Origin of the sequence: Shewanella sp. BJSY2023SW005 (assembly GCF_047314585.1) — a bacterium.
GTDB lineage: Bacteria > Pseudomonadota > Gammaproteobacteria > Enterobacterales > Shewanellaceae > Shewanella > Shewanella algae.
Map to the genome: position 1 here is coordinate 101,053 of NZ_JBKORJ010000053.1, position 12,642 is coordinate 113,694.

The following is a 12,642-nucleotide window of genomic DNA, read 5'->3' on the forward strand; positions in this document are numbered from 1 at the left end:
CTTTGTTCGCTAACGCCGATAACCTTTTGCTGTACAGTTTCTCAGCGGCGCAGAGATGCCGCCAGTGATGGATTGCAATATGTGCGGTACTTTGGCTCGCCTAAAAGGCCTTCACTTGCTGCAGTTTCAACCCATTGAAATCCTGCTGCCCTGTGAGTCTCGGCCCCTGGTAAACCAGGCTATCTTTTGCTCCGGCAGCAAAGGCAAGTTCCTGCAAGGCGCGCTCTTCTATCATGGTCAGGCCACCGGCATATTCGTCGCTTGGCTGGATGATAAGCAAAGGCGCCTTGGCAAAAAGTTTTCGCGGTAGTACCCGCTTAACCAGCTGTTTGAGCAGGATTTCGGCCAGGTAAAAGTCCGCCAACGGGGTACGGACATGTTCGAAGGGATTGAGGCATTTCACTCCCTTGGTCGCGGCCAGTCGCCGCGCTTCATCGCCCACTGCCAACAGCTTGAAACTGCCCTTGTTATCCTGCTGCACTGCCACCTCAGGAATGGTCTCAAGACTGACTTGCCCCAGACTATGGCGACTGTCGGCAAGGGTGAGCCTGATACGTTTGGCGTTGAACTCGATATAAATAAGCGCCGGCTTTGTGCCGGACAACAGCGAAAACATGTTATTTCCTTATGATTTTCCTGAGCTAGTGGCCAAGAGAGCGCCTTAGCTTATTCATCCCTTGTTCCATACTGACGATGACCCTGTAATCCAAGTCGCGCTTGGCGGCTGAGATGTCGTAGTAGTGGCTGCAGGAAAGCTGTTTGGCGACAAAGCGGGTCATCAGCGGCTCCTGCTTGATAGCCAGCAGTCGGTATATTCCTTCGAGCATGGCGCCAATGACGTAGGCCAGAGTGGCCGGTACCCGCTTTTCCACCGCGGGTAAGTTGTCACAGGCAAGAATGCTGTCGAGCATGGCCGCCATAGTAAGGGGCTGATCGTTACTGACAAAATAGGCCTTGCCATTGCAGCGACAAGGTTCAGCCAGCAGGCTCCTGGCCGCGCTCAGGTGGGCAAAGGCGGCATTATCGATATAAATGGTGTCCACCAACTTATCGTCATGACCCACCAACTTGAGCCGACCCTTGCGGCCTCGCTCCAGCACGCGGGGCACCAGATGAGGATCGCCAGGCCCCCAAATCAGGTGCGGCCGAATGGCCACTGTCTTCAAGCCGTTTTGGGCGCTGGCCAGCACCAACTCTTCCGCTTCCGACTTGGAGGCGCCGTAATGGTTGAGATAACGCCTGGCGTAGGGAACGGATTCATCGATACCGGCCTCATCCTTGCCATCGAAGGTGACACTCGGCGTGCTGGTATAGACCAGATAACCAATCCCCAATTCACGGGCGCAGGCGATGATGTTTTCTGTCCCCAACACATTGGGGCGAAAATAGCTCGCTCTGCTGCCCCAGACTCCGGCCTTGGAGGCAACGTGAAAGATAAGCTCACAGCCACCGAGGGCTTGTTTCAGTGCCTGCTTGTCGCAAATATCGGCGCGCACCATGGTAGCGCCCATGGCCTCGAGCGCCGGATAATGGCCCCTGGCCACCCCCACTACCTGAATACCGGCAGCCAGCAGCGGCCGACATATGGCTTCTCCCAAAAAGCCTCCAGCGCCTGTCACCAACACCCGCTTGACTCGGGTCGCGAGTTCCCGGGCCAGCGCCAACAACTCGGGATGAAGTTCATCATGCCCGGTTTCTTGTGACAAAACCGCGGTCTCTTGTAATAAAGCCGCAGGCAAATCCTGCGACGAGGCTATTGACTCAGGTGATTGAGATCGTGGTGCAGATGTGGCCATAGTGGGTTTCTGTCTCTGTTATCTATTTTGGCTTCCAGCCGTTTCCATCCAACTGTTTTTGCGCCCAAACGGCAAGTTGCTCGCGGAATATCTTGGCATTGTGGCGCACATCCATGGGAAACCCCGGATGCAATATAAAATGCCTGATGCCCCGGGTCAGTGGCTGCTTGTCGGCAAGTTCCTGCAACTCGGTAAACAGCTGTTGCTGTTCGGCTGGCGACAGGGATTGCTCAAGCTCGATGCAGATAAGCGGCGCTTTTTCGGGCACTGTGCTATCAAGGGAAGTGCTATCAGGGCCAGCAGTAAAAGAGAAAGCGCTCTCTTGGACTGCCTCCCCGCCGCCACGCTTATTCTGCATCAGTTCAACGCCAACCAAGGCCGAACGTTTAACCTGAGGATGGGTATTGAAAATTCGCTCACAGGGAATGGACAGATAGCGCTTTTGCAGCTCACCGTCCTTAATGACATCCACTCTGTGGGCCTTGCGGCCACACATCCATAAACGGCCCTCGGCATCTAGATAACCGAGATCGCCCATCCGGTGCAGTTGCCGGCCTTCATAGGCAATCTTGGCCTGTTTGTTGGCGCCTTCACGGCGATAGTAACTCTGGTTGACCACAGCGCCGTCAACGACGATTTCGCCTATCTCCCCCGTCGCCAACTCGAGAGTCGGCGACCAGCTGTCGATGGTCTCTTCACTGATCCCTATGATACTGACCCTTATTCCGGATACCGGCTTACCGACACAGATGCCGCCGCCCTTGTCGGTCATGGCGGCGGTAGCGCCAAGCGCCTTGCTGCCAATCATGGAAACTGGCAGGGATTCGGTGGCGCCATAGGAGTTAAGCACTTCGACATCCTCGGCCAACATGGCGGAGAAACGCGCTATCGCCTTGGGATCGGCCGGTGCGCCGGCGGATATCACCCGCTTCAAGCTGTACAGCCGACGCCCGTTTCCGCCGCGTCCCAAACGGTCGAGCAAGGCGGGATTCACAAACATATTGCTGCAAGCATAGTGCTCTATGGCGGCAAACAGGTTTTCCGGTCTGGCAGTTATCGGTTTGCTGGCATCCATTTCAGGCACTATCGATGCCATCCCCAGCGCCGGTCCAAAGAGAGCAAATAGCGGGAAGGTAGACAGATCCCGCTCGCCGGGACAAATGCCATAGTCATTTCGCAGCGCGGTTATCTGCGCCTCAAACATGCCGTGGCTGTAGACCACGCCTTTTGGAGTGCCGGTGCTGCCACTGGTAAACAAGATGGCCGCCATCTGCTGCGCGCCGAGCTGCGCCATGGGAAATGTGGCTGACTCGGGTGCCCTGGCCAGCAAACGGCTGACACTGCTGCCACCCCAAGGAGGGTTACGGCCAAGAAAGCCTTCACCTGCCGTCAGCAACAAGCGGATACTGGGTTTGCCCCAACCGAACAGCAATCTGGCCACATGGGCCTTGGGGATCCCGATAAAGGCGTCGGGCTCGGCTTCGGCCAGACACTGCTTGAGCTTGGCGATCCCCATGCCTGGATCTACCATCACAGGGATGATCCCCGCCTTGAACAGGGCGAAAGTAAGCACAAAAAACTCTAGCCCAGGAGTCACCATAAGCACGGCTTTCATCCCGGGCTTGAAGCCATAGTCGAGCAAGGCGCTGGCGAGTCGGTCGCTGTCGCTGTCCAGGGTCTTGAAATCAAGCTCCTGATAACTGAACTTACCACCGCAGCGACGCTGCACGGCAACCGCCAGGTCCTCGCTCTGGTTAATGGCCGCCTGCTTCAGGTGGCGACACAGGTTGTGCCCCTTGGCGGAGTTTGCCTCTGGGGCCGGTTCATTTGCGGCCACTTGCGAGTCTTCGGCGGGTGGGAACATCTCAGTCAGCGCTCCCGGCTGAGGTTGTTTCCGCCGATGCCTTTTCTCTAGGGTTAGATGTTTGTTCGTCGGCGCTTTGAGCCACTGCCGTTTCATCAATAAAGCGGCGAATATGGGCTATCACCTCATCACTGGCGTCTTCAAGAATATAATGGCCGCAGTCGGCAAAGGCGTGCAGCTCGGCTTTGGGCAGGCGCTGCTGCCAACCTTCAAGGAAGTGCCGGTCAAAGACAAAGTCCTTGAGACCCCAAAGAATAATGGTCGGCACCCGGGTAAACTGCTGCAAACTGGCATCAATCGACTGCACCAAGTCCCAGTTTCTGTCGCCGGGCTTGAGCGGAATATCCTGTACAAACCTCAAAGTCGAGATTCGATTTTGCCAGGAGTTGAATGGTGCCACATAAGCGCGGCGCACATCCGCAGCCATGGGCGCACGTTTGACTCCCACATAGGAAGCGGCGGACGAGAAGGCATTGAAGCCCCGCACCAGCAGGGTGCCAAGCGCGGTATCGCGGCAGATTTTTAGCGCCAGCGGCAAGGGCTTGCTCTCTGGCAAACCGAAGGCGGCGGTATTGAGCAGCACCAGGCGTTTAATCCGCTCGGGATAGCGGGCGGCATAGCCCATGCCTATCATGCCGCCCCAGTCATGCAGCACCAGTGTGATATTGCTGCGAATATCCAGACTGTCCAGCAGTGCTTCCAGATCGTCGATACGCTGCGCCAGCGTATAGTCATAGGCATCATCGCCAGGTTTGTCGGACAAGCCGCAGCCGATATGATCCGGCACCACACATTCATATTGGTCGCTTAACGCCTGCACCAGGTTACGGTAGTAAAAAGACCAACTGGGGTTACCGTGCACCATCACCACGGCATCGGGGCGTCGGCCGTTAATTCCGGCGGGTTTTTCATGCACATAATGCAGTTTGTGGCCGCCGAGCGTGATGAAATGACGCTTGAACGGGAAGAGTGTATCTAGGGTGGCCATTGGCGATCCTGTTGTTAATTTTGGTTATTTAGGCACTATTCTAATGGGCCCTGTCGAATGGGCATTGTCTAAAGCCCGTATCAAGGGCTTACCAGCGCAACCCCAGCATCATGCAGTTGAGCCCCGAGCCTATGCCAAGAAAGCTCACCCGGTCGCCTGCCTGCAAAAAGCCTTCACCGTGGGCCAGCGCCGCCGACACAGGCAAAGAGACAGTGCCCATATTGCCAAGGCGGGCAAAGGTGGGAAACTCTTTGTGCTCGGCAATGCCCAGGGCGCCCAGTACTTGTTTTCGGTTGGCAGCCCCCACTTGATGACAGATAACCTTATCCACCTGTCCGGCAAGCCACTGGCGCTGCTGCAAAAACTGCTCCCAGGTCTGGCGCGCCAGCTCCACCCCCTCCTTCAGAAGGGCAACGGCATCTGTGCGCATCACCTCGCGGTAGAGGCGGTTACCGACTTCGACAAAGCCCCACTGACACATCTGATGATGCTCCGGCGCCGCCAGCTGACTGGCACCGAGCAACTGATGCTTGCGGGAGGTGGTAAGCGGCAAGCTGCCATCTGTGAGGATAACGGCCACGGCACCTGAGCCGCCGGTCAGGGTGGCCAGAGACGCCGCAAAGTTTGCCATGCTGGGTTCGGCCAGCATCTGCTCTATGGACGCCTCGACTATCTCCCGGGATGATTCACAGGACACCACCATACCGGCACGGATCTGCCCCAGTTCAATACGGTTGGCCACATCCAGAATACCGGACAGGACTCCCAGGCAAGCGTTGCTGATATCAAAAACGGCGCAGTCGCGCCCGATACCTATGGCAGAAGCCACAGCGCAAGCCGTGGCCGGCTCATGCTGGTCACGGCACACGCCGGTGTAAACCAAGGCGCCAAGCGCTTTGGGATCCAGCCCAGTCTCGGCCAGCGCCTTTTGGGCGGCGCACACTGCGCCTTGGGAGACCTTGAAGCCCTTGGGCCACCAACGACGCTCCTCAATACCCGTCAGGGCAGCGAGTTGCCCAATGGGGATACGAAACTTTTGATAAAGCGGCGCAAGCCGGGATTCCAACTCGCGGCTGGACACCATTTCCGGCGCCAACTCATAAGCCAGACTATTGATATACACACGGGAATAATTCATGAAAAGCCAATCGCTCTCTCGGGCGCTCTGTGCCCTTGTTATCTTTTGGGGTCGTGATAATTAAGTCTTATGCCCCAGGCTGGCGTCATTTGACCAAGAAACGCCGGGGTATTCAATAAAAAACGCATTAAGCCGGTACTTGGCGCCGACTAATTCCCCGCTTGAGAGACATCTCTGTCCAAGCGGGCCTTGTTGTTTCATTTATCGGCTACCAGGCAACCAGGCATGGATTAAGGCATTGCGCGGCGTGGTGGCCTGCTCACAAAAGGCGCCTAGCTGCACCCGGTAACCGGCCTCCAACAGGAAACAGACCCTATCGAGCAGCAGATACCGTTCAATAACCGGCCGAAACAGATGTGCCGCCAAGTCAATACGGGCGGTTAATCTGCGCCTTTGCTCCCCCAAGCGCTGATAGGCGGCAAAATCCACCGCCTCAGGCAATAGCATTCCCTTTTGCGCCGCGGCCCAAAGACAGAAGTCCTTGAAGCTGCCGGACAGCTGACTCTGCCGTACCGCAGGCAGTGGCAGATAAGTGTCCTGAGCACGCAGCTCACGCTGCAGACTATCGAATCCGAGCCGCCAACTGACCTCTTTGATCCTGTCGGCGCGCGCCTTTTGATTGGCAATAACACTGTGATTAAGCGGCAGTTGCAGCGCCGCCTTATCCAATCGCAGCGCCTGCTCTTGGGCACTTTGACTCAAGGGAGTGATATCGCCGGAGGGCAAGAGGTGATAACAACAAGGGGAAACCGAGACCACAGCGGTGCCACTTGCAACCGCGCGGCGCAGCAGCGTCAGGTGCAGCTCGCCGCAGGCATGCAGCGCAATGGCATGCTGCTTGGGCTTGAGATAACAAGGCTCGGCGGCAAAGGCATCGGCACAGACAAATTGCTGCGGCAAGTTACGTTTTTTTGCCGCTAGCTCGCCGGCTTCGCACAAAGATGCTTGCCACTCCAGGCTCAATACCGCCTTGCCGCTCAAGGCACTGAGCAGGCGCCCGAGATGCCCTTTTCCGGCGCACCACTCCAATAAAGGAAAGGGGTTGTTATGGGTGGCGATGGTATTGGCAAAGCGGCTTATCTGCTGCCATTTTCGGCCCTTTATACCGGCACTGAGCCGGGCCTCAGTTGACGCACAAAGCTTAGGTTGGCCATTATCCTGCTCAGGTGCCGGATAATCAAAGAGGTGCCAGGCAAAGTGTCTCTTGTCCCACAGGGCCAATTCCTGCTCGCTCAAGTCCGCAACCAAGGCCGGCCAGAGGGTTGCCAACAACAATGACTGACTGGCATCCACAGTCTCGAGCGCATTGTCATCAATAGCCCAGAGCGCTGCGGCCAGCTTGGCAAAGCGCTGCTGCCAGGGAAGCTTGTGGTGCTCGAAACTCCTGACACTCCAAAGCGCGCTGCTTGAGAGCAACAACTGACTGAGCTGTCGAAGCTCTGCTTTCACCTCGGGCAAGCTGCAATCAACTGCCGTCAGCCGGGTTTCAACCCTGCCGGCCACTGGCTCGGCTTGCCGGGGGGAATTCTGTTGGCAGTCACACATTTTACTGGCCCGATTAACTTAAAGGGGTCGCATTATAGCCCCTGGTTGCCTTTGAGGAAAATAGCGCCACCCAAGCAGGAAACAGGGGGCAAAGCCTGCGAAAAAGCTGGGGTTGAGTCTCCCGCTTGCTGATAGCTTTACAGCTAAGGGGAAAAGCCAGCAGTAGGGACTAATTCACATAACAAATTGATTAGGAGTGGATTATTGTTTCAATAAACTATGCCTAAAGCCCGAGTCATCATCTTTCCTGGCGGCTTGGCAACGAAAGCTGCCGCCGCTATTTTCAGGTATAAATCCGCTCAAAGCTGTTACCTTTGCACCTGCCGCAATAGACTGGTGTACCCAAGCTGACAAAACAATCGAACGAACTCAATCTAACGAACTCAATCCAACGAAATGGTTGAGTGAAATTGGTCGAGTGAAATCAATCGCGCCAATTCACGCGCTACACTCCGCCGCTGAACAGAATATTGATAAGAAGGATGTTGAATGATCCAATCTCCCTGCGTGGCGCGCTGCGGCCTCAATGAAGACGACTTTTGTATGGGCTGCCTGCGCCATATAGATGAAATCGTCAATTGGAGCCGTTGCCCGGATGAAGAGAAACGCGCCATTATTGCCAAACTCCCGGAGCGAAAACACGCCTTTTCGGGCATGGAAAACATCGGCATTATCAGCAGAGCCAAATACCTCGAGGCAGAGGCCAGGCTTGGGCGCAGCGACAAGAGCAAAGCAAGTAAAAAAGAGTGATACAGCTTTAAGCGTTCAAGGCAACCCAGCCTTCATAAAGAAAAAGACCGCGATTGCGGTCTTTTGGGGATTTATGGGTCACTCAGACATTACTGCGCTGAGTCGGCAGAACCATTTCCGTTATGGGAATGGTGAGTTTCTGTAAGACGACGCATCAGCGGCAATACTGCCAGCGCGATAAAGGTACAAACCAGTGCCGCTATCCCCAACTTGTTGAACAAGCTGGTGTAGATGGGTAGAGTCTCAAGCGGATCGGTTATGTTCTTCGGCACACTGGCGAAGTTGGCCACCACACCACCCAGATACTGAGAGATGCCCGAGGCGACAAAGTAAGCCCCCATCATAAAGCCACCCATGCGCTCAGGTACGTAACGGGCAATCATAGCCAAGCCCAAACCGCTGACCAGCAGCTCACCGAGTGAGTATGCGCCATAACCCCAGATCATCACCCAGGAAGAGGTCTTGCCATCGACGGCGAACATACCGGCAAAGCTGTAGATGAAGAAACCCAGCGCCACTACGGCAAAGCCCAGTGCGAACTTGGCAGCGATGGAAATATCCTTGTTGTTACGTCCGGCAGAGGCATAAACCCAGGCCAGCACAGGACTGAGCAACATGATCCAGATAGGGTTCAAGGCCTGGAACTGCGCCGGTGACCAGGTCCACAGATCGATACCAAAGGCCTGGAAGTTCCAGTCGACGTTACGCAGGGCAAACAGCGCCAGCGAGGTAGACATCTGTTGGTAAAACACAAAGAAGAATACAGTTTGTACCGTCAGAACCAAGGCGGCTATCAAACCGGCCCGTTCACTGGTTTCACTGTTTTTAATCAAGTAGATAAAGATACCGAGTACGGCGGCACCAGCTGTGTAAACAAAGGCGCGGGCCACATCTTCATATTCGAGGATAAAGGCTGAAGCCACCACTGACAGGGCCGCCAGGCCGAGTACCGCAAACAGCTTATTCATTTCCACCGGACGGGTATCCGGCTCCGAGCCATAGTTGGCCAGAGTCTTACGCATCATGGCGTAGTTACCCAGGCCCACCAGTAGGCCCACGCAGCAAACGGCAAAAGCCGCATGCCAGCCAAACTCATTGCCATAGTTGGCGTTGACGTAATCTTTAATCCAGGGAGTCAACAACATGGAGAAGGTGGAACCCACGTTCACCGCCATGTAGTAAATGGTAAAGGCGCTGTCTATCTTGGAGTCGTCCCCTTCATAGATTTTGCGCACCAGGTTACCGGCATTGGGTTTGAACAAACCGTTACCGACAACGATTACCCCAAGGGCCGAAAACAGGAACCAGGTGTTTTCGGTCGGCACTGTCATCAAGGCATAACCCAATGACAGAATACCGGCACCGAGCAACATGGTGCGCTTGGTACCGAGGATTTTATCCCCGACCCAGCCACCAATCGCCGGCGACACATAAATCAATGCGGCGCAGGCACTCCATACCAGGTTGGCGCGACTGTCCTCAAACCCTAGACGCTGTACCATGAAGTACACGATAAGCGCCTGCATACCGTAGTAACCGAAACGTTCCCATAGCTCGATAAGTGACACAGTCATAAAAGAATGCGTCTTGCTTACCTTAGGAGACCCTAATGTCATTTTGCTTGCTTCCATCTTGATTTGAAATAATTGTCAGACGAGTATAAGACTGCTGGCCGCACAATCCAACGCAAACTCTGGGGCAAAACACACTTTGTCGCAATTCTCCTACTCAGCTCAAATTCCATTGGCGAATTTTTCAACAAAACACTTACCTTCAGTGGGGAAAACAGAGCAAACCCAGCTGCCACAGGGGTTTCCACTAATTAATGAGAATTTTTATCAGTTCCAAAATCACCACCAAGGCGACTTGAAAACAGCATTTATCAGCGCCTATGACATAAAAAACCGTCCTTGAATGGACGGTTTTTGCATTGAATGGCTTAAGCCTTATCAGGCCTTCCCAAAAGAAGCGATCAATCTTTGGCCGCCATTCTCGCCTTGAGATCGGCAAAAGGATTAAAGGTGGCCGGCGCCTGTTTGGCTTCACTGGTGTCGCCGTACTGCACCAGTTCTTCAAACCTGGAGTGCTCGTTGTCATGGCAGTAGAGGCACAACAGTTCCCAGTTGGAACCATCTGAAGGGTTGTTGTCGTGATTGTGATCTCTGTGATGCACAGTCAACTCACGCAAGTTCTTGTGGGTAAACTCCCTGGCACAGCGGCCACAGACCCAAGGATAAAGCTTGAGCGCCTGCTCCCGATAGCCTTTTTCACGACTCGCCTGATATTCACGGGCCTGCGCCAGCACCCGATCCAATTTACTCTGTTCTGCCATCTTTCTTTTCCGGTGAACGGGCCCTTAAGGGCCCTCTACATATTCTGCGCTGGACAGATGCAGATAATGCAGGTGCTTCTCATACTGAGTCACCACATCTGCCTGGATCTGCTCTTCCGTATAACCCATAACATCATAATACTGTCCGCCGTGTTCGAGGAAGACTTCAACCCGGAAGTAGTTATTTTGTGACTCATCCTCAGCTTCTGCCTGAGTCTGATGAGTCACAGGCAGCGTAAAGGCGCGGATCCGCAAGCCATAGACAAAGGTCTGCACCTCTTCATTTTCGATGACCAACCTCACCCTGTCTTCATCGTACTGGAGATCGGCATTGATACCGCGGGACAAGAAGCCCTGAGAGACCTTGGACAGCGCCGGTGTCGCCACGTTGTCGACAAAGCGCCGCGCCTGCTCGTAGGAGGGATGCGACACCAACACATCTATCCTGTCTTCCCAGGACACGCTGGTTCTGGCGTACTGCACACTGGTGGTATGCAACTGCACGCTGTTGATCTTGAGCCAGTCATCCTGCAACGCCTTGAACAGGCCAAAGCAAATAAGCAGCATCACCAACAAGAACGGCATGGCACTGGCAATCGCTGCCGTTTGCAGCGCCTGCAAGCCACCTGCGAGCAGCAGCACGGAGGCAACCACACCTTGCATCAGGGCCCAGAAGATCCGCTGCCATACAGGCGCATCGGCATCGCCGCCTGAGGTCAGGTTATCGATCACCAAAGAGCCTGAGTCCGACGAGGTCACAAAGAAGGTCACCACCAGACACACAGCGATGACTGACAGCAAACTGGAAAGCGGCAAGTGCTCGAAGAAGGTAAACAGGGCGACTGACACATCGGTAGAAACCGCGGTAGCCAGATATTCGGCGCCATGGTTCATGATGGCATCTATCGCCGAGTTACCGAAAACCGTCATCCACAGGAAGGTGAAACCACTGGGAACAAACAAAATCCCCACCAGGAACTCACGAATGGTGCGGCCGCGGGAGACCCGGGCGATAAAGGTACCGACAAAAGGTGACCAGGAGATCCACCAGCCCCAGTAGAGCAGAGTCCAGCCACCGAGCCAGTCATTCTTCTGCTCGTAGGCATAGAGGTTAAAGGTCTTGCTCACCAGCTCACTCAAATAGCTGCCGGTGTTTTGCACGAAAGACTGCAGCAGAGCAACCGTTGGACCAAACAGCAGTACTATCATCATCAGCACAAAAGCCAGCCCGAGGTTAAGCTCACTTAAACGCTTCACCCCTTTATCCAGGCCGGAAAACACAGAGCCGGTGGCGATAAGAGTGATACCTATGATCAGTGCCACCTGTACAGTACTGCTGATAGGGAAAGAATCACCCAACAGATAGTTGAGTCCCGAGTTAACCTGCAATACCCCAAAGCCCAATGAGGTAGCCACACCAAACATGGTGCCAAGCACGGCAAATGTGTCAACGCAGTGGCCTATGGGGCCATAAATACGTTCACCAATCAGAGGATAAAGGGCACTTCTTGGCAGCAGTGGCAGCTTATGCCGATAGCTGAAATAGGCCAGACTCAAGGCCACTACCGCATAGATGGCCCAGGCGTGAATACCCCAGTGGAAGAAGGTGATCTTCATCGCCTCTTTGGCGGCTTCAACTGTCTGGGGATCCGCATCCGGCGGTGCCAGATAGTGCATCACAGGTTCACCAACCCCAAAGAACATCAAGCCTATGCCCATACCGGCAGAAAACAGCATGGCAATCCAGCTCTTGTAGCTGTAATCCGGCTCGGCATGATCCGGCCCAAGCTTGATATCACCGAAGCGACTCACCATCACAAAGATGATGAATACCAGAAAAATGGCCACGCCCATGATGTAGAGCCAGCCGGCCTTCAACTCCAGCCAGGATTGAGCTGACTTAAATAGCTCCTGTGCTTCATTCGGCCAGACGGCACACACCAACACCATGAAGGCGATACAGATCACTGACGAAAAAAACACCGGAGGATTAATACTCGACTTAATCAAATTTTGCGCTCCTTTTTACGGATAAAACTGCGCTGCCTGCGATCAAGTTCCTAAGTTACCGCTGAACTCGGCCGGGGACAACGCTTATCCAAAGCCACACCAAAAGCTTATAGGGTGTTTATGTGCAGTGTGTGACACCCTTCCGCGGACAAGCTCTCGGCTTGATAAAAATGGAAGAGATAGGACCCACCGGGATCAAAGTGTTGGCGGGACAGACAA

General features: G+C 54.7%; 11 protein-coding genes. 2 read left to right on the top strand and 9 right to left on the bottom strand.

Annotation, left to right across the window (positions count from 1 at the left end; genetic code table 11):
* Nucleotides 1-100: 100 nt before the first annotated feature.
* From ACMHXI_RS16280 to ACMHXI_RS16305, 6 genes are all read right to left on the bottom strand, one after another.
* The gene (locus ACMHXI_RS16280; RefSeq protein WP_045282429.1) at nucleotides 101-616 is read right to left on the bottom strand and encodes a rod shape-determining protein; all 516 of its coding nucleotides are present in this window, start codon (nucleotides 614-616) and stop codon (nucleotides 101-103) included.
* Nucleotides 617-641: 25 nt separating this feature from the next.
* Nucleotides 642-1,706 (bottom strand): 2-alkyl-3-oxoalkanoate reductase, encoded by a 1,065-nt coding sequence (oleD, locus tag ACMHXI_RS16285; RefSeq protein ID WP_413735496.1) that lies wholly within the window; start codon nucleotides 1,704-1,706, stop codon nucleotides 642-644.
* Between the two features lie 112 nt (nucleotides 1,707-1,818).
* Nucleotides 1,819-3,660, bottom strand: coding sequence for a fatty acid CoA ligase family protein (locus ACMHXI_RS16290; protein ID WP_413735498.1), 1,842 nt, complete (start codon nucleotides 3,658-3,660; stop codon nucleotides 1,819-1,821).
* 1 nt (nucleotide 3,661) lies between these two features.
* Complete coding sequence (locus tag ACMHXI_RS16295; protein WP_208190266.1) at nucleotides 3,662-4,648, bottom strand: alpha/beta fold hydrolase; 987 nt, start codon at nucleotides 4,646-4,648, stop codon at nucleotides 3,662-3,664.
* 88 nt (nucleotides 4,649-4,736) lie between these two features.
* Complete coding sequence (locus ACMHXI_RS16300; protein WP_096141333.1) at nucleotides 4,737-5,786, bottom strand: 3-oxoacyl-ACP synthase III; 1,050 nt, start codon at nucleotides 5,784-5,786, stop codon at nucleotides 4,737-4,739.
* A 201-nt stretch (nucleotides 5,787-5,987) separates the two neighbouring features.
* Nucleotides 5,988-7,331: a class I SAM-dependent methyltransferase gene (locus ACMHXI_RS16305; RefSeq protein ID WP_144133805.1), complete on the bottom strand. Its 1,344-nt coding sequence runs from the start codon at nucleotides 7,329-7,331 to the stop codon at nucleotides 5,988-5,990.
* A gap of 196 nt (nucleotides 7,332-7,527) precedes the next feature.
* On the opposite strand from ACMHXI_RS16305, the gene ACMHXI_RS16310 reads away from it, so the two are divergent.
* Nucleotides 7,528-7,824, top strand: coding sequence for a hypothetical protein (locus ACMHXI_RS16310; protein ID WP_144133804.1), 297 nt, complete (start codon nucleotides 7,528-7,530; stop codon nucleotides 7,822-7,824).
* Nucleotides 7,824-8,081 (top strand): DUF1289 domain-containing protein, encoded by a 258-nt coding sequence (locus ACMHXI_RS16315; protein WP_044735750.1) that lies wholly within the window; start codon nucleotides 7,824-7,826, stop codon nucleotides 8,079-8,081. Before ACMHXI_RS16310 ends, ACMHXI_RS16315 begins: the two co-directional genes overlap by 1 nt.
* Before the next feature lie 89 nt (nucleotides 8,082-8,170).
* Here ACMHXI_RS16315 and ACMHXI_RS16320 read toward each other — a convergent pair whose 3' ends face one another.
* From ACMHXI_RS16320 to ACMHXI_RS16330, 3 genes are all read right to left on the bottom strand, one after another.
* Complete coding sequence (locus ACMHXI_RS16320; RefSeq protein WP_208184596.1) at nucleotides 8,171-9,697, bottom strand: peptide MFS transporter; 1,527 nt, start codon at nucleotides 9,695-9,697, stop codon at nucleotides 8,171-8,173.
* A 356-nt stretch (nucleotides 9,698-10,053) separates the two neighbouring features.
* Complete coding sequence (locus ACMHXI_RS16325) at nucleotides 10,054-10,413, bottom strand: YajD family HNH nuclease (RefSeq protein ID WP_025009816.1); 360 nt, start codon at nucleotides 10,411-10,413, stop codon at nucleotides 10,054-10,056.
* A 24-nt stretch (nucleotides 10,414-10,437) separates the two neighbouring features.
* On the bottom strand, nucleotides 10,438-12,423 hold the full coding sequence (locus ACMHXI_RS16330) for a BCCT family transporter (protein ID WP_208135609.1): 1,986 nt from the start codon (nucleotides 12,421-12,423) through the stop codon (nucleotides 10,438-10,440).
* Nucleotides 12,424-12,642: the final 219 nt, after the last annotated feature.